The sequence below is a fragment of the Chryseobacterium sp. ISL-6 genome, assembly GCF_018613715.1.
GTDB classification, from domain to species: domain Bacteria; phylum Bacteroidota; class Bacteroidia; order Flavobacteriales; family Weeksellaceae; genus Chryseobacterium; species Chryseobacterium paludis.
This window is the reverse complement of the sequence record NZ_JAGGPT010000001.1, coordinates 595,337-615,239: the sequence shown is the minus strand read 5'-3', so window position 1 is coordinate 615,239 and position 19,903 is coordinate 595,337. Positions and strand designations below refer to the sequence as shown.

Here is a 19,903-nt window from a genome sequence, read left to right as displayed (position 1 = left end):
TTTTATTCAGTCTAAATAAATATAAATTTGTCTTAACAAAAAATAAGAAAAAACGAAGAAGACCTGTATCCTTTTAAGTATTGCTGTACTGAAAAGATCGTTAAAAAATAAACACAACTAATCATATCCATATCAATTTTTGTTTTTTTAAACCGGTGGGGCCATATCCCATCGGTTTTCTTTATTAATACTTTCAATATATTCCGAAGCTAGACGGAATTCTGGGCTGGTCATTATTTTATAGTTGGTATAGATCGATGCAAAGGGAACATCCTAATTTTGTTGTCTAAAATGATTAATAATTTACTGTAAAGTAAATAGGTGTAAAAATTAAAATATATGAATTCATTAGCTGAAAACGAACAGACAGCCGCCATATTAAATGGATTTTTCCAAAGTGTTTCTGAGAAGGATACTGAAAAAGCAGGATCTTTTTTTGCTGACCAAGTGGAATGGTATATTCCTAAATCAGATCTATTACCCTGGACGGGAGCATTAACAACAAAATCAGAGGTGATAGCAGCACTTCAACTTCTTTTAGATTCTCATATAGATGGCGAAGAACAATTTGAACTTGATCATCTTTTTATCGATGGAAACGAAGCTGCAGTGTTTGGGAAAGCATCCCGGGTCGCAAAGAAGACGGGTAAAAGATTCACTGCTTTTATATGTCAGAGGTTTAGTATTGAAAATGGCAAAATCACAAAGCTTTTAATGCTTGAAGATACACGTGAAATTGAAAAAGCATTTGTAAGTTAGTAAGAACCCTAAAAGCAGATATGAACAAAGCTCTCGTATTGAGAGCTTTGCTGCGTTAAATAAAAATTAAATAACCTGTGATGTAGTTATTTTTTTGTGAATACTTCCTTACCGAAAATACTAATGAAATTTCCATCCGGATCTTGAATGATCGTACTGGTGAGTCCTTCCTCATTAAGCTGTATCTCTTTAAATACAAAATTTACATTTTGTTTTTCCAGCCACAAACCAGCTTCATGTAAATCATCAACATACAGAATCAAAGCTTTATTTCCTATAGGTTTAAGGTGACCCGGAGGGGTAGCAAATAATTCTTCAATTCGATAAGAATCAGCAGATTGTAATAACTCCAGACGGATTCCCATTCCTTCCATAAAAGCACCTTTTGCCTTTACAGCAGGAAAATCAACTTCTTCTATCAACTGAAACCCTAATATATGATGGTACCATTTTATGGATTGACTTAAGTCTGAAACACTTACTGCCAAACCAAACAAGTTAAATTGTACGTTTTCCATTTATAATTTAATAATAATTTTAATTGTTGCATCTCTATCACAAAATTACTGGTAGAATGAGGTGTTTAAGTGCTCCAGTTTCAAGAAATAGGATAGTCCAGTTTTACTACAATTTGTCTGGATGTTAAGATTTTGAATTACATTTGTGTATCAACTCATATCTATATTAAATAGGATGTTACCTTACAAATCGTTAATTAAGCTGGACAGAGGAGGGTCGGTGTCACTGTATGTTCAAGTATGTAATCAATTTATATCACTGATTACAAATGGTACGCTGCAACCATCAGACAGTCTTCCGAGTTCACGGATACTTGCAGATCTTATTGGGATCAATAGAAATACGGTAAAGCTGGCCTACGAAGAACTTATCAGCCAGGGTTGGGCAGAGTCTGTTGAAAGAAAAGGAATATTTGTTCTTTCTAATCTGCCAACGTCTTCTAAGATCATAACCTCTGAACATAGTGAGAATAATGATCTTAGTGAAGCTTTTTATTGGAATAATCCATTTAAAACCCCTTCTTCAGGAAAGGATTTTCAGAAAATAGATCTTGCGATCGATGGTGGTTTTCCCGATGTACGGTTAGCTCCTGTAGATCAGCTTATGAGAGAATATAGAAGTCTTTCCAGAAAATTCTATGGTAAAAATTTTCTGAAATATGGAAGTTCAAAGGGATCTGAACATCTTCGCGATTCTATCTGTCATTATTTATCCAACACCCGGGGGTTAAATGTTTCTAAAGAAAACCTTATCATCACAAAAGGAAGCCAAATGGGGATCTATCTTGCAGGTAAACTGTTAATAGGGCCATCTGATATTATTGCTGTGGGCTCCTCCAATTATCCTTTTGCAGATCAGACGTTCCAATATTTAGGAGGTAAGCTTCTCAGAATTCCTATTGATGAACAGGGAATGGATATTGATCATCTGGAAACCGTTTTAAACCACACTGCGATAAAAGCAGTTTATATTATACCTCATCATCATTTTCCAACCACTGTAACGACAAGTATGGAGCGCAGAATGAAGTTATTGCATCTTGCTAAAAAGTATCGTTTTGCCATTATTGAGGATGATTATGATTTTGACTTTCATTACGATAATAAACCATACGTACCTCTGGCGAGTATAGATCATCATCACAATGTTATTTATATAGGATCTATTTCGAAAACATTTGCCCCGGCACTACGAATTGGATTTATGGTGGGACCTTCAGCTTTCATTGATGCAGCATCATCAACCAGGGAATTTATAGATAAGCAGGGTGACACATTACTGGAAAATGCATTTGCAATGATGTTCGATAGCGGAGAAATGGAAAGACATTTTAGAAAATCTTTAAAAATATATAAACAACGCCGCAATCTTTTTTGTGAAATACTAGCTTCAGATTTTAAAGAACTGATTGATTTTAAAATTCCAGAAGGAGGATTAGCTGTGTGGGCTGACTTTAATAAGAAAATTAATTTAACGGAAGTTGCCGGGAAAACATTGAAAAAAGGACTGTATATCGAATATGGGGATCTTTATAAAAATGAGGTTTTTGCAAGCAATGGAATGAGGATGGGATTTGCGTCATTGAATGAAAAGGAAATGAGACTGGCGTTGAGTATACTGAAAGAGGCGATTGATTAGTTTTGAATTTTGAATTATTGTTGTTATAGCTCTTTATTGTAGTTTTTTTATCCTAAATGCTCACGTTATTAAATTTTTATGTTGATTTGGGCTATATCATATTTCACAATTGGCATATATAGAACGAAATGATCTGTTTTAAATTTGTATTAAATAAAATACATTATGCAGAGTCAATATACCATTTCAGATTTTACGACCGATCTGGAAATTCAACAGTGCTGGGAAGTGATCTCTTTATTAAGACCTCATCTCGATAAAAATAACTGGAAAGAAATCATTCATGAAATGATGGAAAATGAGAAGTACAGGATTTCTGGAATTATGGAAAATGATCAGTGTGTGGCATTTGCCGGATACCGGGTTATGAACTCCTTACACAGCGGACATATTATTTATATTGATGACCTTTGTACCCTGGAATCTCATAGAGGAAAAGGTTTAGCCTCTCAACTACTGGCATATGTAGAGCATATTGCCAGGTCCAGTGCGATGGATGCGGTAGTTCTTGATACTGACTTCACTAATAATACTGCGCAAAAGGTTTATCTGAAAAGCGGATTCAGGCTTGCGGCGCTTCATCTTGCACATCCATTGAAAAAGTAAGATCATTTTTATAATATAAAGAAAGGTAACCAATAGATTGATTACCTTTTTTATAGATATGATATCCGATTAAATAGCTTCAGATTGACTTAGGTTTCTAATATTACTAAATAAATCCCTCACCTCATCCCAGCTGTGTACCCGCTGATGATGATCTATACTACTATTGTGTCCGGCATTGAACATAATGGGTCTGCCTTTACAGAAATCAAGGTTTTTAATATGGTCATCTATCAGATAATCGGTGTCGATAATACTTTTATCACCACACATGATTATATTTTTCCATGATATAAAAGGGAAATGCTCCTGCAGCCATTCGTATTTTTCATATAATGAAAGTGGAAACTCCATAGCAGCAGTCACAATATAAACATCATAATCATTCATCAATTCTTTAACTACTTCCACTGCATTAGGCATTACCGGCAGAGTGCGGAAAAAACCGGGAGTCTGTAAAAATTTTAAGACTGCTTCTCTATCTGGAAAAGCTTCGGGTTCCGGTTTACCGATCATATCTTCTCTACTGATTAAAATACCGTGATCTCTGTGATACCAATCGATAAGTTGCGCTTCTACATCTGCTATTACACCGTCCATATCTATCGCAATGGTTTCTTTCTTATTTTTCATTTTGCAATTATTTGCAACAAAGATATGTATTATTGCATAAAGTTGCATTATTTTGCAATAAATATTTTCTATATTTGTGTTATGATAAAAGCTGAAAGACAGGATCTCATTCTCGAGTATTTAGTAAAAGATAAAAAAGTATTGCTTGATCAGATCAGTAAAATACTTAAAGTATCTGAAGATACCGTGCGTAGAGATATTAAAGAATTATCAGATAAAGGTCTGTTAAAAGCTGTCCGTGGTGGTGCTATTCAAAGGTCTTCAATGCCGCTTCATTTTAAAGACCGTCAGAATATCGACGTCCCACACAAGAAGATCATTGCTGAAAAGGTATTGGAATATATTAAACCCGGAATGGTTCTGTTAGTTGACTCAGGAACTTCAGCACTGGCGGTAATTGCTAATTTACCAAAGGATATTGCTTTAACTGTAGTAACCAATAGCTTTCCGGTTGCTTCACTTTTGGAAGATCATAAAGAAATTGAAGTTTTATTTATGGGTGGAATGCTGAATAAAATTTCATTCTCTACAAATGGGTATGAGACGATTCAAAGTATAAGGAATATCAGAGCTGATATCTGTTTACTGGGTGTATGCAGTATCGATCTGAATTTTGGAGTTACCGGTGATGATTATGAAGACAGCCTGGTTAAAAGGGTGATGATAGAAACTTCAAAATGCACGATTGCTCTTTCGACTTCAGATAAGTTGGGAAAATCCGAATCCTTTTATATCTGCGCTGCCAATTCACTGAATATTATTATCACTGAGGCAGATCCAAAATCAGATTATTTAAAACCTTATATAGATGCCGGGATTGAGGTTAGATAACGAGCAGCATTAAAAACTGAAGACAAAGAAAAATTTCATTCTTTGTCTTCAGAGAAATTTTAATCGATTATGATGGCCATGCATAGTCCATTGGGGCCTGCCTGAGATCTCGGACGGCATGCACCGTTGATGCAACACCAATCGTCACCGCATTCTAAGCTTTCAGGACATGGCGGATAGCCACCGTAGATCATTCTTAATTGATTTCTTTCTAAGGATTTCAGATTTTTCATAGTACATTGTTTTTTTGGATATAATTAAATTTACATGAAGATGAGATAGCATTGCCTATATCATCTAATAATCAAACGACAAGAATATGATTATTCTTTGCCGTTTGAAAAAATTCTATTCGATTGGTGGTGCCATACATAATCCATTGGGTCCCGCCTCTGATATAGGACGGCAGCCACCATTGATGCAGCATTTTCCAGGGCCACATTCCAGATTCTCAGGACATGCGGGTACGCCACCATTAATTACTTTTAACTGATTTCTTTCTAATGATTTCAAATTGTTTTTCATAGTACATTGTTTTTAGTTGTAAAACAAATGTAATGAATTATATAATAGGATGTTAAGTATTTGGTTATATCTCCTTATAAAGTGATTTTTTCCCCTTGTACAGGGAAAATATACTTGATTCCCAGAGCATTTTTTTCTTTCAGCTGCTTCTTGATTTTTTCAATATGGTCATCTACAGGTTTCAGATGGGTAATAATGACAGGAACGTGATGCAGTTTTCCTGGCTTACAGAATCCGTTCAGAGTATTTAGTTCCTGTTCCAGTAATTTTGGAGTAAGGTGGCCAAATAAAGATTTGTCAGGCTGTTCATTAGGGAAGGAAACCTCTATTAGAATTCCCTTTAATTTTTGCTCATTAATATAAGGAGCAATCTGTTTCCATAAATTTTCAAGTTTATTGCTTTTTTCTATAAGATCGCTTCCGGTATCTCCTAAATATAAAAGATAATCACCATCATGTCTTACGAGAAAAGCTGTACTCTCATATGGATTGACATGACTTAGCGGAAATGCAGTCACATACATTTCGGTATCAGTGATCGGTATTTCCTTACCATCCTCAAGACTTACCATCTTATATTTGCTTAACCGGGGAGCTTCACCGGAATCGGTAAAGTTGGCCCAGCTTTCCCATGAGAAATATTTATCTGTAATGATTTTCCCTAGGAAGGGTATACACAGACTTTTTTGTATCATCCGGACTATTTAAGATCATTCCGCTTACATGATCGAGGTGTGCATGAGAAATCAGGTATCCCTTGATATTTTGTTGCATAACCTGCGATGCAGAGCTTTGTTTAAAATTTCCTTTCTGTATGGCTTTTTCAATTCCTGAACGTATCGTTCCGGCATCAAGCGCTATATAGTTTTCAGAATTTACCGGAGCAGCCATATAACTGGATAAATTACTTTCATCACCACCACCATAAGTTCCCAGTGGAATCACTTTAAAACTATTCTGTGCTGAACAAACAGCTGCCGACAAAAAGATAGTCAGATTAAAGAAATATTTTATCATATAGAGTATCGTTGTATTGAGAATTGATCAATCAATGCAAGTACAAATTTAATTCAAAAATATACTTGTACAAAATTACAATCAACAGGAAAGGGGAGTATAAAACTATTAAAATTATGTTAAAGTTTGTATTGTCTCAATTCTTGGCACAATATTTCAATGTAAGAACACAACTCATGTTTAATTTGAGTTTTCATGGTTATTAGTTTTTATCCTCAACTTCGGTTGGGGATTTTTTGTTTAAAAGAAAACCCTCCATTCAGAGGGTTCCAGTGGCTATAATATGATAAGATCTAAAAAAAGTGTCTCAAACAAAAGCTTCCCGGATCAAGGGAAGCAATAAAATAATAAGTGATGCTTGATTATTAGTTTTCCCCTTAAAAGTAATAAGTATTTGTATATCAATTATATGATCGTAATCATAAAGATTTGTTTAACATTTTTAAACCAGATCCTATCAATTAGCTAAATAAAAAAGGAGCCTTTCTAAATTGAAAGACTCCTACGCTTATTATGAATTTTAAAGGTATTATAAACTTCCCAAAATAGGGAAGTAAATGTGCAAAATGGAATGTAAATTTTTATTACATTGTAAATATAGTAATAAATTTTGATATTATTGTTAATAATAATCATATAATTCGTTATTGTAATTATTATTCTCAATAATAATTGATTATTTTTATATGTGGTATGTGGTTGTTTTTAGCGCTTTTAATGCATGAATTCCATGAAAATACAAGTTTTACTTGTGCCAATTTTTCGAAATGAAAATAGCAGAAATAAGAGAGCATATTAATAAAAAAAAATCATCCCGTTTCGGAGATGATTTTTTATTTATTTATTTATTTATTTTCCTGATCCTATCTGTTGTTTCAGTTTATCGTTTTCCTCTTTTAAAAGAGCTATATAATCCTGTAAATTTTTTATGACTGAAATACTCACATCATTATTAAAATTGGTCACATTACCACCTCCTGAAGAACCTGGGCTATCATTAAAAACAGGGTTTTCAACAATTACTTTCGCTTCTTCCATTTCGTAAATTTCATCAACCTGGACTTCAAGGAAAGCAGCAATCTTTTCCCATTCATCTTTAAAGATTTTTACGTCACCGCTTTCCTTCCTGCTGTAATTAGATACATCCGTTGCAATGATATCAGCAATCTGCTGTTGCGTATAACCTTTTCTCTTTCTTAGCGAACGTAATTTTTCTTTTTGCATATCTGACATTTTTACAAATTTGCAAAAAAAAATGATAACTTCTATGGAAATGGGAAGGCATTTGGGAAGAGGTGCTTTTTTATTTATTCTTTTTTTAATTAAAGTTTCATGTTGTATATTTATTCTACATAATTTTTTCTAAAAAGGCGGTAAACAAGTTTGAATTCTTCCGAAAAAAATTATTACATTATTCACAAAAACAAAAAATGAAATTATTTGCTTTTTTATTTTTCTTATCTCATTTTGTTTATTGTCAATCTAATAGATTTGTATATGAATATAAGTCTGTTAAAGACACTATAAAAAATGATACAACAAAAGCAGTAATGTATCTGGATGTATATAAGGAAGGCTCTATTTTTTATGATGTCCAAAATTTTAAAAATGATTCAATTGCATCAATACAAAATGAAAAATTAAGTAGTTTTGAAAACCGGGTTTATAAAAAATATCCAAACTATGATGTTTCTCTAATTGTCTCGTTGTATGGTGATATTTATATAGTTTCTGATTTAAGAAAAATGGATTGGAAAATTTCTTCAGAAAAGAAGGAAATTAATAAATTCTCTACCCAAAAAGCTACTTTACACTTTGCCGGAAGAATATGGACAGCCTGGTTTTCTACGGATATTCCTATATCTGATGGCCCTTATAAATTTCATGGTTTGCCCGGTCTTGTTTTAAAAATAGAGGATAATACCCATACACATAGTTTTGGATTAGTTGCTATTGAAAAATTAAATGGTATTTTAAGTTACAAAACAAGCAGTAAAAAAATGCTATCCATTGATCATGAAAAGTATAGGAAATTATATAAAGAATATCGAGGAAATCCCAGCAAAAACTTGATGGGTCTAGATATTATAGAGACTCAGGATGGAAAAAGCAACAGTGAATTTAAGAGAAATATGGAAAAATATTACAAGAACAGAACTAAAAATAATAATAATCTTTTAGAGGTTGATTTACTGAAAACTAAATAAATATTAAAAGTGTAAATACTTTTGTTGTTTGATTTAAGGGTGTAGATTTTCGTAATCATATTTTGTATATTAAATCTATAGTTGGAGAATAATTCTTATATTTAATACCTAATTAAAATAAAAACAATGAATAATTTCAAAAAAATTTCCAGAGAAGGATTAAAACAAGTTAAAGGAGGCGGAGGCATAGATGGTGTTTGCAAACCTCACTTTAAGCTCATTTGCGAAGCCACGGGTATTTGCGGACCAGAACCAGACGCTGCTTGTAATTGCTATTGCGTTCCAATATAATAAATACAATCCCTCAATCTGAGGGATTTTTCATATAAAAAAGGAGCCTTTCGAAATTGAAAGACTCCAGGGGCTGTAAAATGTATAAGTTGCAAAAATTATTCAAATAAAAGCTTCCCAAAAGAGGGAAGCACTACGATTGTAAAAAACGATGAATTATTATTAGACTGGTTTCTAAATCAAATTTAGCAACAGATTTTAAATTTATTTATGATCGTAATCATAAAGTATTGATTTGGAGTGTTTTCAACTTCAAGCCTGTAAAAAATATCAACTGATCTGGCCACGAACCTCTTTGTAATTTTCTGTAAATAGAACCGAATCAACTTTCATTTCTAAAAGCGATAAAATTTTATTGAACTCTGGTTTAAGGTATACACTCATATTCAATTCCAGCTTCCCGCCAGAGTAATATATTGTTGCTGATGGTGTTTTAAATTTTCCTAACCTGACCATATCTATTTGTGTAATGTCACTCCACAAAAAAGAATGTTTCTTCAGACCACCAACAAAACGTACACCGTCATTCGAAATAATAAGTTTTACCCGGGTATAGATAAACATTGAAACGGCAATTAGAAAAATAAAGGGGGCTAAAAAGATAATCCATCCAACATTTTTTATCGTGAGCACATACCCTCCCAATATTAACATTAAAAGGCTTACGAAGCGGTATATAGTTTTTTGCCATCGGGGTGCAGAAAAAACGTCTTCTTTAAGTATTGATTGCATTATTTAAAAATATAAAAAACAGGTAATAATGCAACCAATAATTCAAAACAATTACCTTATCTGATTAAATTTTAGCCAAATAATACGGATAAATAATTGTAAATCATTGAGTCATACAAATTGTATATATTTAAGTTTAATAAAAAACTAAAACCTATGAGAACATTAACCATTACAAATTGTATTGGAGTCCTAGTTATTTGTTTAGGAGAAGGTAATTATTAGTCTTAATTTTGAAAATATGAAAAATTTTATTTTATTCTCTTTGATGATATGTTGCGGTTGTAGTAAAACAGTTAGCCAGCCTATTATTGATTATAGTCCGGATTATGGAGACCAAAGAAATATGATTTCTGATCTTAAAAAAAAGCAAAATGAACAAACTATTGTTTTAATTGGAAGTAAGGTTTATTCATATGATGATTTTAATTCATTAATAAAAAAAGAGAAAATTAAAACTTTTAATATTATTAACAAAAAAGAAGAAATTGAAAAATTAAACTATTCATATAATAAAATAAAGACAATTATTTTAGCAGAAATGAAATAATATAAGGCTGCATTAGCAGCCTTTTTATTTAAATTACATATTCTATTACATGAGAAAAATACTTATACTTACATTTCCGATTGGTCAGCACGATTGGTTTTATGAGGGGGTAGCATTTAAAACTTCAAGTGATCTTCAAAGAATGGTCATTTTTATACAACAAATCTTAATGAACTAGGATGGGGCGGAAATGGCTGGACATATGAAGGAGTTGCATTTTATGCAGTAAAATAATGGTCCCATTTAAATATCCCATTTGAAATTTTATCCCTGACCTTGGTTTGGGATTTTTTAAATTAAAAAAGGAGTCCTTCAATTGCGAAAGACTCCTATCCAGTAATATTAAAAAGATCTAAAAAAGTATTCTAAAAAAGCTTCCCGTTGGAGAGAAGCTCAACTGTAAAAATGATGAATTATTATCGGAATACTTTCCATTTCAAATTTAATAACAGATTTTAAGTTGGTTTATGATCGTAATCATAAAGTATTGAATTAAACCATTTTCAATGCTTGAAGAGTAAATTGGTTATACAAGTCGGAAAGAGATGACACTTTGCTCTTTCATTTTTTAATTTTATTTGTTTTTGGGTATATCCTGTACAAGGTATTGTCAATGATACAAGCGAGTGTATCCATATCATTTTTAGGAATATTCAATTGTTCTGGGTAGGCCAATGTTCTCTCTTTATATTTAAAGTTAAAATTTTTAGTTCCAAAAGGAATGCTGAAATAATTTATATGGTGCTGCCTGAAAGAAACACGTAGATAATGTGTATGAATAAAATTACTTTCTATGGTTGGTTCGTCTGTTTTCACATAGGTATTCATATTTTTGGTAAGCGTTTGTACACTCATTTTTTTTTTGTAATTGGGGAAAAGTAAGTAGAGACTGTTCCAAACATCTTCAATATTATTTGTCTTTACTTTCGTTTCTTCAACGGTATATAGTTGTCCATTTTTATTGGTATAGAATTCTGTGTCCAACGCTTCATATGCTATTGATACTTTGGTTACAGGGTAGAGTGTTTTGTAGAAATTGGCTTCTTTTGTTTTTTCCTTTAGATAAAGACTGTCTAACTCTTTTTTTTCATTATCCTTAAGGAAATCCTTTATAGAATAGCCTTTTCTTTTTAAAAATTCAGCTTGCGTTTCTTCTATAATAAAATCGTTGAGTTCCCGATTTTCTTGCTTCTGATAATCCGTAAAACGATAACTTATTAATTGTTTTTTTAAATGGTCATCACTCTTATAAATTTCCTTAGAAAAAATAAATCTTTGGTTAAGGGAATCTATGTAAAAGTCTTTTGTTTTCGGGAATCGTTTAATTATTTTTCCTTTTTCTGTAATAGCAGTTACGGTTATAAAATCGCCGTTTTTCAATAACAAAATATAGCCTTTACCATTGGGTATATGCAGCACAAAATCTGTCTTTATGTCTGTTTTTTCAATTTCAAAAAAGGGATCTTTATTTTCGGGCATAAAAACCCAATCTCTGTGTTTGTCCCATTGTGGAATTCGATATCCCATCAAAAAAGCAATTGAGCTAAAAACTGCTATAAAGACAATTAATGAAATATATATTTTCTTGTTTTTCAATGTGTCTATTTTTAGAATGTATTGGTGCTAACGTTTTACGGCTTTACGTTCGGACAGAAAATCAAAGCAATTAGCCCCGCTTTCGGCAAACCTTTGTTAGTGGTTGTTTTTTCAGTAGTATTCATATTTTCTTATAATCAAATATTTGATATTATTTTCAACTTTTATTGATTTTGTTGGATTACCATTATGGTCAAACAGCAAATCTATATTTTTGTCCACAATGGTTTCATTTTCTATTCCTTGAAATTTGGTTGTTATTTTTTCCAGGTAATTATCTTCGTTAAATGTGTAATAAATGTCAAACGGTCTTATCTCAGTTGCTGAGTTTGTATATTTTTCTTCTGTTCTTTGATGTGTGATTTTATGATTGCTGTCAACGAATGTCCAAATTGTTTTAAATAGATTATTCTTGCTGTCGAAATATTCTTCCGTATACAATTGATTTGTTAGCCATTTTTTGTGAGTTATAGAAATTGTATCTTTTTTATTTTCAATAACAATTCCTGTCCTTTCTACATTCGTATAATTATATGAGATGTTTGTTTCCATAAATGTAGAAGATGTTTTGGTTTTATACAAAATCTTTAAGCTGTCTAAATTTCCTGTACGGTTATAATTAACAGTAGTATTGCTTTTATAATTCTTGGGATTTTTAGGTTTATTTTTAGTTTGGTCAAATTGTTCATATTCTAAGACTGCTATTTTTCTTATTTGCCCTTTTAAAGCCCATTCATTAATTTCAGAATTTTCATTTTCACCAATTGAAATTTGGTTATTTCTTATTGGATGAATACCATAATTTGCATCATAATCTGGGCTGCTAAAATATATGTTACCTTCTGAGCGTTCTCCACCATATTTATTTACAGTTAATAATACAGTGTCAAAGTCTAAAGGAATTTCTTTGCTGTCATATACAAAAACGGTGTCAGCAAAAGCATTATTTGAAAAGTCTTTTATTATTGAAAATTTTGAAATAGAAATCATTTCGCCATTTTCATGAGATATGAATTTTGCTATTGCATTTAGTGTTGCGGGTTTTGTTTTACTTACAGATTGTCCATAAGAAAATGAAAAAAATAATAAAGAAAAAATTGTAATAATTATTTTCATTTCTTTTCGTGTCGGAATTCTGATTTGAGGTTGTTTGTAAAATTACGCTTAACGTTTTGGGATTGCCGAAGGACAAAAGCTTAATTTATGATTAAAGTTTAACCGAAACACTGCTGTTGAATTTTGCATTTCAGTCTGCCTCATGCAAAGCCCTTGTTAGCAATAGTTTTTATTTTCATTTCGTTTATTTGCAATCGTCAATACAATACCAAGCCTATGTTTAACTTTCATTTTTCAACTAAATACTAGAGTATTCAATTTGTAGCCTCACCAGGGATCGAACCTGGATCTAAAGTTTAGGAAACTTTTGTTCTATCCATTGAACTATGGGGCCTCTTTAGATCAAATATATTAATATCAATTCAAAAATTAATAAGGAAGACCTATTTTTCTGTCTTTAAAATGTAAATTCCATTTTGGCTACATCAAAATCCAATTTGGCAACTCTGGCGTTTTTTTGATTGCAGACATTTGTATTGTAATTTTAATACAATAAAAAAATGAAAACAATTTTTATAACAGGTGCCTCAACAGGACTTGGAAAAGCAAGTGCAAAATTATTTCAAAGCAGAGGATGGAACGTGATCGCTACGATGAGAAATCCGGAATCTGATACAGAACTTAGAGCTTTAGAGAATGTAACAGTTCTTCCATTGGATGTAACAAATCCGGAACAGATCAAGTCTACTGTGAAAAAAGCACTTGAGATCAGCAATATCGATTTAGTCTTTAATAATGCCGGATATGGTTTAATGGGACCTTTAGAAGCCTTAACGGATGATCAGGTCGTTAAACAATTAAATACAAACTTATTAGGAGTGATTCGTGTAACACAGGCTTTCATTCCTTATTTTAGAGAAAAAAGAAGTGGAATGTTTATTACGACAACGTCTATTGGCGGGTTGATGGCGTTCCCCTTAAGTTCTACCTATCATGCAACGAAATGGGCACTGGAGGGATGGAGTGAAAGTTTAGCTTTTGAACTGAATACTTTCGGAGTGGGCATAAAAACAGTTTCTCCGGGAGGAATTAAAACAGATTTTATCAGTCGCTCTCTGGATATGGGAACTCAACCGGAATACGAACCTATAATCAAAAGTCTGTTTTCAAACTTGGAAGGGATGCTGGAAGCAGCTTCGGAACCGGAATTGATTGCCGAGGTTGTATATGAAGCAGCAACAGACGGGAAAAAGCAACTACGATACATCGCAGGAAAAGATGCCAATGAATTGTATGAACAACGTCAGGAGTTAGGTGTTGAAGCATTCAGAGAGCAATTGGGAAAACAGTTTATATAAATTTTCCTTTTAAAACAGCACAGGTACAGTGTGAGCTGTGCTGTTTTTTCACTTAAATAATTCATACATTTATACTATGGAAAAGAAAGATAACAGCCCTTTGAAAATCTCATCCATTTCCGAGCTTCATCAGATATTGAGGGTGCCAAAACCCCTTCATCCATTGATTAGCTTGATTGACAATACTGAAATGAGTGTCAACAAGGAACTGCTTAACCGCAACTTTGTGATGGATTTTTATAAGATCTCCTATAAGTTTTCTGAGAATGGAAAAATTGGATATGGGCAAGGGTACTATGATTTCAATGAGGGTGGAATGATGTTTACGGCACCCAATCAGATTTTATCTACTAATGAAGAAGCGAAATACCATGGATATACTTTATTGGTTCATCCTGATTTCATTCGAAATTACCCGCTAGGTAAAAGTATAAAGAAATATGGTTTCTTCTCTTATGACACCAATGAAGCACTTCATTTATCTGATAAAGAAAAGAAACTGATCGTGGGGTTATTGGATAATATTCATGGCGAGTTGGATACAGCGATTGATGAGATCAGTCAGGATGTCATCGTTTCTTATGTTGAGGTGTTATTAAACTATAGCAACCGATTTTATAAGCGCCAGTTCATAACACGTAAAACGGTTAATAGTGATTTACTTTCCAAAATGGAAAATTTACTTGAAGATTATTTTAATAAACAGGAGACTTTAACCGGCGGACTTCCTACCGTGGAGTTTTTAGCTTCGAAACTCAATCTTTCACCACACTATCTAAGTGATATGCTTCGTAATCTGACTGGACAAAATGCCCAACAGCATATCCACGAAAAACTGATTGAAAAAGCCAAAGAATATCTTACGACCACCAGTCTTTCAGTGGCAGAGGTAGCTTATCAGCTCGGATTTGAACATTCACAGTCTTTTAATAAGTTATTTAAGAAGAAAACAAATACCACTCCTTTACTTTATAAACAGTCTTTTAATTAAAATATCTTTTCAAAAATAGGAGTTATCTTCAATAAATATAACAGAGACCAGTCTTTATCCCATCGGGAGAGACTGGTTTTTTATTATATAAAATTCTGTTTCGATTTAATAATTTTTATTAAATGTTAAAATTTATTTAAAATTTGACATTTTTGATCTAACAAAATCCTATTTTTATAATCATAGGGTAGTGCTAAGGGATTTATTTTAAAGCTTGAGATGATAATTCATTTTTTGTAATTCTTATCAGACACAAATATTTTAATATGACGAAAAGTAGATATGTCCTGTTTATTCCAATATTATTGCTTTCTTGTGGCAAAAAAAAGGAACAGACAAAAGAGAAACCTATACAAAGTTATCAGGTATTAACTCTCACTCCGAGATCGGTAACAGTTTATAATGATTTCCCAGCCTCCATACAAGGTGAAAATGTAGTGGAAATAAAGCCCATGGTTTCTGGTTACCTCCAGGATATTTATGTTTCCGAAGGAGCCGCAGTAACTAAAGGACAGCTATTATTCCGGATCAAAAATCCCCAATATGAACAGGACATTGTTACAGCCAGGGGAGCTATAAAAATAGCAGAAGCCAACGTTAATACTGCTCGTATGAATGTGGAGAAAGCAAGACCTCTGGTAGAACAGGAAATTGTAAGCAAATATCAACTGAGTTCCGCTTTATATACTTTACAGTCACAAGAGGCTGCTTTGTCTCAGGCAAAAGCAACCCTTGCCAATGCTCAAACCAATCAAGGATATACCTACATCCGAAGTCCACAAAGTGGAACCATTGGTCTTATTCCTTATAAAATTGGTGCTTTAGTAAGCAGTACAACAACAGATCCGCTTACGACACTTTCCGACACTACAAGTGTTTTCGCCTATTTTTCCCTCAGTGAAAAACAGCTTCTGGATTTTATGAATACAATGAAAGGAAGTACGACGCTGGAAAAATTAAATAATATGCCTCTGGTCACATTAGTATTGGCTGATGGAACCGTTTATCCTGAAAAAGGCAAACTGGTAACAGCCAGCGGTGGCATAAACACAAGTACCGGTACTGCAACATTCAAAGCGATATTCGATAATAAATTAGGTCTTATCCAAAACGGCGCAAGTGCTACGATCCGGATTCCTGTTAGTCTCGATAATGCTTTATTAGCTCCTCAGACGGCGATTTATCAAATGCAGGATAAATCATTCGTCTATCAGTTGATGAATGGAAATAAAGTAATGAGTACTGCGGTAGTCACCTCACCTACAGACGACGGTAACTTTGCAGTGATTAAAGATGGCGTTAAAGTAGGAGATAAAGTTCTTCTTAACGGGCTTAATATCAGTGACAGCACGGTAGTAAAACCCATACCTGCCAATGCTGTTGAAGTGTACAGTACCATGAAAACCAAATCTAACTAAGAGGCCATGCTAAAGCTATTTATAAGACGGCCGGTATTAAGTACTGTGATCTCTGTCATCATTGTTGTACTGGGGATTTTAGGAGTGACCAGCCTGCCGGTGGCTCAGTATCCTAATATTGCACCGCCTACCATTCAGGTTTCGACTTCCTATCCGGGAGCTAATACAACAACACTGATTAATAGTGTGGTTTTTCCACTTGAGCAGCAGATCAATGGCGTGGAAGGGATGACCTATATGACTTCATCAGCGAGTAACACAGGATCGGCAAGTATCACCGTTTATTTTGCAGTAGGAGTAGATCCTAATCAAGCTGCCGTAGATGTACAGAACAGGATAAGTACGGTATTATCCAAACTTCCCCAGGCGGTAACACAAGCTGGGGTAACGGTAAGGAAACAGCAAAGCAGTAATGTGCTGATCGTTGGATTGTACAGTGAGCGCTCGCAATATGATCAGAAATTTTTACAGAATTATGCGGCGATCAATTTAGTTCCGCAGCTACAGAGAGCAAAAGGAGTAGGTGGAGCCAACATATTCGGTGGGGCGATGACCTATGCCATGCGGATCTGGCTGCAACCTGATAAAATGGCAGCCTATGGATTGGTTCCCGCTGATATTACGACGGCATTGAATGCACAGAATTTTAATGCTGCACCAGGTAAAATTGGCGATAACATGGCTCAGGCATTTCAGTATGATATTACCTATTCCGGTACGTTGAGCTCACTTGAGCAGTTTCAGAATATTATTATCAAATCAATTGGAACCGGACAGTATCTTTACCTTAAAGATGTTGCCCGTATTGATTTGGGAACCCAGACCTATACCAGTGCTACAGCCATTAATGGTAAACCTGCCGTTGCCATATCGATAAGCCAGACTCCAGGTTCCAATGCCCAGGAGGTAATCGTAGGAGCACAGAAAGTAATGGCTGATGCTTCAAAGAGTTTTCCTTCAGGGATCAAAATGATAGAGTTGGTTAATATTAATAACTTCCTTGGTGAAAGTATTGATAAGGTTCTCCATACATTGGTTGAATGTTTTTTACTGGTGTTTGTCGTGATCCTTATATTTTTACAGGACGTACGTTCTACCATTATTCACGGAGTTTCGGTTCCGGTGTCGATTATAGGAACATTCTTCTTTTTGTATTTATTTGGATACAGTCTGAATTTACTTACTTTATTTGCTTTGGTACTTGCCATAGGTATTGTGGTGGATGATGCCGTAGTGGTTGTGGAAGCTGTTCACAGCAAGCTCGAACATGGATATACTTCTCCCCGTAAGGCAGCAATTGATGCTATGGGAGAGATTGCTCCGGCTATTGTTTCTATTACGCTTGTAATGGCTTCAGTATTTCTTCCTGTTACTTTCTTAGGAGGCTCTGCGGGGGTATTTTATAAACAGTTTGGTATTACGCTGGCGATTGCTATTATGATCTCGGCAGTGAATGCACTTACTTTAAGTCCTGCTTTAGCGGCTATGTTTTTACGACCGCCAAAACATGAGGTGGAAGGAAGTAAAAGAGGCTTTTTGAAAAAGATAAAAGATGGTTTTAATTCTAATTATGACAAATTAATAAATAAATATATAGCCTCTGTAGGGTTTCTGATAAGGAAAAAATGGCTGACAGCACTTCTTGTCGTCCTTTTTGGAGGGTTATTTTATGTGACGATTAAAAGTGTAGCCTCAAGTTTTGTCCCCTCAGAGGATATGGGAACTATTTTCGTTAACGTAACACTTCCTGCTGCGGCAACTAAAGAAAGGGTACAGACCATAAACACTCAGATAGATCGTATTGCCCATACCATTCCTGAGGTACAGGCTTCAATGACGACATTGGGACAAAATCAGTTGGGAGGAAGCGGAAGTTCTTACGGAATGCTTATTTTAAGGCTTAAACCCTGGAGTCAGCGTCCCGGTGTTACCGATAAGGACATCATCCAGCAACTTACTGAAAAAACAAAAAACATACAAGGAGCTTCCATTAATTTTATGCAGCAGCCTACGATCAGTGGTTTTGGTACGAGTGGTGGATTTACATTTCAGATCGAAGACAGAGGTGGACATTCCATTGCTGACTTTTATGGAGTAGCCCAAAATTTTTTAGCAGAATTAAATAAAAGAAGTGAAATTCAATATGCGGCTACAGCATTCAATCCTAATTTCCCACAGTATGAAGTAGATGTCAATCTTGCCAAATGTGAAGACAATGGAATCCAGCCTGCAGATATTTTAAGTTTAATGAATGTCTACTATGGAAGTTCTTATATAAGTAATTTTACGGAATTCGGACAGCAGTATCAGATCATTCTTCAGGCTGATAATCCTTACAGAGGAACCATTGAGCAGATGAATAACATTAAAGTACGAACCAAAAGCGGAGTAATGAGCCCCATTTCAGAGTATATAACGATGAAAAAAGTATATGGACCATCATCCATATCGAGGTTTAACATGTATAATGCTATTTCAGTGAATGGTTCACCCAATATAGGCTTCAGTACAGGTCAGTCTATGGAAGCTATCAATGAAGTTGCGGCTAGAGTTCTGCCTCCGGGCTACAGTTTTGAATACAGTGGTATCAGTAAAGAAGAGCAGAGCTCAGGTTCTCAGGCTGGTATTATATTTTTGTTAAGTCTTTGTTTTGTCTATCTGTTGCTGAGTGCTTTGTATGAAAGCTACATTCTTCCATTAGCGGTAATCCTTTCGCTACCTGTTGGACTGAGCGGGATATTTGTTTTTGCTAAATTATTTGGGATTGATAATAATATTTATGTACAGATCTGTATGATCATGCTGATAGGACTCTTGGCGAAGAATGCCATTTTGATGGTGGAGTTTTCTTTAGAGAAGAGACACGAAGGAATGGGATTGCTTGAGAGTGCATTAGAAGGGGCAAAAATTAGAATACGTCCGATATTGATGACTTCATTAGCTTTTATTTTCGGTTTGATGCCTTTGATGTTTTCTACAGGTGTTGGGGCTAATGGAAATAAATCTATTGGGATAGGTTCTATCGGCGGAATGTTATTTGGGACTTTACTCGGAATATTTGTGATCCCAGGCCTCTATGTCATCTTCCAGGGATTGCAGGAGAAAATAAAAAGTAACAAATATGACGAAAATGATGAACTGATTGTTGATAATAAAAATAGCTCCTTACAATAGAA

Annotated in this window: 20 protein-coding genes, 1 tRNA gene and 1 pseudogene; 12 read left to right on the top strand and 10 right to left on the bottom strand. The window is 34.0% G+C overall.

What is annotated here, in order from left to right; genetic code table 11:
* Positions 1–339: 339 nt before the first annotated feature.
* Positions 340–759 carry a nuclear transport factor 2 family protein gene (locus J7E44_RS02880; protein WP_214825452.1) on the top strand — a complete coding sequence of 140 codons (420 nt, stop codon included), beginning with the start codon at positions 340–342 and terminating at the stop codon, positions 757–759.
* Between the two features lie 86 nt (positions 760–845).
* Here the strand turns inward: J7E44_RS02880 and J7E44_RS02875 are convergent, their stop codons facing one another.
* Positions 846–1,277 carry a VOC family protein gene (locus J7E44_RS02875; RefSeq protein ID WP_214825450.1) on the bottom strand — a complete coding sequence of 144 codons (432 nt, stop codon included), beginning with the start codon at positions 1,275–1,277 and terminating at the stop codon, positions 846–848.
* Positions 1,278–1,452: 175 nt separating this feature from the next.
* Here J7E44_RS02875 and pdxR point away from each other — a divergent pair, with 175 nt between their 5' ends.
* Together pdxR and J7E44_RS02865 are read left to right on the top strand one after the other, a co-directional pair.
* Positions 1,453–2,916 carry a MocR-like pyridoxine biosynthesis transcription factor PdxR gene (gene pdxR, locus J7E44_RS02870; RefSeq protein WP_214825449.1) on the top strand — a complete coding sequence of 488 codons (1,464 nt, stop codon included), beginning with the start codon at positions 1,453–1,455 and terminating at the stop codon, positions 2,914–2,916.
* Positions 2,917–3,081: 165 nt separating this feature from the next.
* On the top strand, positions 3,082–3,522 hold the full coding sequence (locus tag J7E44_RS02865; protein WP_214825448.1) for a GNAT family N-acetyltransferase: 441 nt from the start codon (positions 3,082–3,084) through the stop codon (positions 3,520–3,522).
* Between the two features lie 69 nt (positions 3,523–3,591).
* On the opposite strand, the gene J7E44_RS02860 is transcribed toward J7E44_RS02865, so the two are convergent.
* Complete coding sequence (locus J7E44_RS02860) at positions 3,592–4,155, bottom strand: 5' nucleotidase, NT5C type (RefSeq protein WP_214825447.1); 564 nt, start codon at positions 4,153–4,155, stop codon at positions 3,592–3,594.
* Positions 4,156–4,236: 81 nt separating this feature from the next.
* Here J7E44_RS02860 and J7E44_RS02855 point away from each other — a divergent pair, with 81 nt between their 5' ends.
* Positions 4,237–4,986, top strand: a complete 750-nt coding sequence (locus tag J7E44_RS02855; protein WP_214825446.1) for a DeoR/GlpR family DNA-binding transcription regulator — start codon at positions 4,237–4,239, stop codon at positions 4,984–4,986.
* Between the two features lie 348 nt (positions 4,987–5,334).
* On the opposite strand, the gene J7E44_RS02850 is transcribed toward J7E44_RS02855, so the two are convergent.
* The 4 genes from J7E44_RS02850 to J7E44_RS02840 all read right to left on the bottom strand — a co-directional run bounded on the left by J7E44_RS02850 (position 5,335) and on the right by J7E44_RS02840 (position 7,752).
* Entirely contained in the window at positions 5,335–5,511 is a 177-nt protein-coding gene (locus tag J7E44_RS02850; RefSeq protein ID WP_214825445.1) for a hypothetical protein, read from the bottom strand.
* Positions 5,512–5,585: 74 nt separating this feature from the next.
* On the bottom strand, positions 5,586–6,206 hold the full coding sequence (locus tag J7E44_RS02845) for a 3',5'-cyclic-nucleotide phosphodiesterase (protein WP_251040458.1): 621 nt from the start codon (positions 6,204–6,206) through the stop codon (positions 5,586–5,588).
* Positions 6,154–6,528 (bottom strand): MBL fold metallo-hydrolase, encoded by a 375-nt coding sequence (locus tag J7E44_RS23875; protein ID WP_251040457.1) that lies wholly within the window; start codon positions 6,526–6,528, stop codon positions 6,154–6,156. The genes J7E44_RS02845 and J7E44_RS23875 overlap by 53 nt, the downstream gene beginning before the upstream one ends.
* Before the next feature lie 849 nt (positions 6,529–7,377).
* Complete coding sequence (locus tag J7E44_RS02840) at positions 7,378–7,752, bottom strand: helix-turn-helix domain-containing protein (protein WP_214825444.1); 375 nt, start codon at positions 7,750–7,752, stop codon at positions 7,378–7,380.
* 206 nt (positions 7,753–7,958) lie between these two features.
* Between J7E44_RS02840 and J7E44_RS02835 the strand changes: the two genes are divergently transcribed.
* The gene (locus J7E44_RS02835) at positions 7,959–8,735 is read left to right on the top strand and encodes a GLPGLI family protein (RefSeq protein WP_214825442.1); all 777 of its coding nucleotides are present in this window, start codon (positions 7,959–7,961) and stop codon (positions 8,733–8,735) included.
* Between the two features lie 126 nt (positions 8,736–8,861).
* The gene (locus tag J7E44_RS24360) at positions 8,862–9,026 is read left to right on the top strand and encodes a bacteriocin-like protein (RefSeq protein ID WP_449243617.1); all 165 of its coding nucleotides are present in this window, start codon (positions 8,862–8,864) and stop codon (positions 9,024–9,026) included.
* A 270-nt stretch (positions 9,027–9,296) separates the two neighbouring features.
* Here J7E44_RS24360 and J7E44_RS02830 read toward each other — a convergent pair whose 3' ends face one another.
* On the bottom strand, positions 9,297–9,758 hold the full coding sequence (locus tag J7E44_RS02830) for a hypothetical protein (protein WP_214825440.1): 462 nt from the start codon (positions 9,756–9,758) through the stop codon (positions 9,297–9,299).
* 241 nt (positions 9,759–9,999) lie between these two features.
* Between J7E44_RS02830 and J7E44_RS02825 the strand changes: the two genes are divergently transcribed.
* Entirely contained in the window at positions 10,000–10,308 is a 309-nt protein-coding gene (locus J7E44_RS02825) for a hypothetical protein (protein ID WP_214825438.1), read from the top strand.
* Positions 10,309–10,461: 153 nt separating this feature from the next.
* Positions 10,462–10,542 (top strand): annotated as a pseudogene (locus J7E44_RS24175) (hypothetical protein); the annotation flags it as partial.
* A gap of 327 nt (positions 10,543–10,869) precedes the next feature.
* Here J7E44_RS24175 and J7E44_RS02820 read toward each other — a convergent pair.
* The 3 genes from J7E44_RS02820 to J7E44_RS02810 form a co-directional block, all read right to left on the bottom strand.
* The gene (locus J7E44_RS02820) at positions 10,870–11,904 is read right to left on the bottom strand and encodes a hypothetical protein (protein ID WP_214825436.1); all 1,035 of its coding nucleotides are present in this window, start codon (positions 11,902–11,904) and stop codon (positions 10,870–10,872) included.
* 111 nt (positions 11,905–12,015) lie between these two features.
* Complete coding sequence (locus J7E44_RS02815; protein WP_214825434.1) at positions 12,016–13,020, bottom strand: hypothetical protein; 1,005 nt, start codon at positions 13,018–13,020, stop codon at positions 12,016–12,018.
* 262 nt (positions 13,021–13,282) lie between these two features.
* Positions 13,283–13,354: transfer RNA gene (locus J7E44_RS02810), tRNA-Arg, on the bottom strand.
* Between the two features lie 166 nt (positions 13,355–13,520).
* Between J7E44_RS02810 and J7E44_RS02805 the strand changes: the two genes are divergently transcribed.
* From J7E44_RS02805 to J7E44_RS02790, 4 genes are all read left to right on the top strand, one after another.
* Positions 13,521–14,318 (top strand): SDR family oxidoreductase, encoded by a 798-nt coding sequence (locus J7E44_RS02805; RefSeq protein ID WP_214825432.1) that lies wholly within the window; start codon positions 13,521–13,523, stop codon positions 14,316–14,318.
* A gap of 76 nt (positions 14,319–14,394) precedes the next feature.
* Entirely contained in the window at positions 14,395–15,309 is a 915-nt protein-coding gene (locus J7E44_RS02800) for a helix-turn-helix domain-containing protein (RefSeq protein ID WP_214825430.1), read from the top strand.
* Positions 15,310–15,575: 266 nt separating this feature from the next.
* Complete coding sequence (locus J7E44_RS02795; protein ID WP_214825429.1) at positions 15,576–16,727, top strand: efflux RND transporter periplasmic adaptor subunit; 1,152 nt, start codon at positions 15,576–15,578, stop codon at positions 16,725–16,727.
* A 6-nt stretch (positions 16,728–16,733) separates the two neighbouring features.
* Positions 16,734–19,901 (top strand): efflux RND transporter permease subunit, encoded by a 3,168-nt coding sequence (locus J7E44_RS02790; RefSeq protein ID WP_214825428.1) that lies wholly within the window; start codon positions 16,734–16,736, stop codon positions 19,899–19,901.
* Positions 19,902–19,903 lie beyond the last annotated feature (2 nt).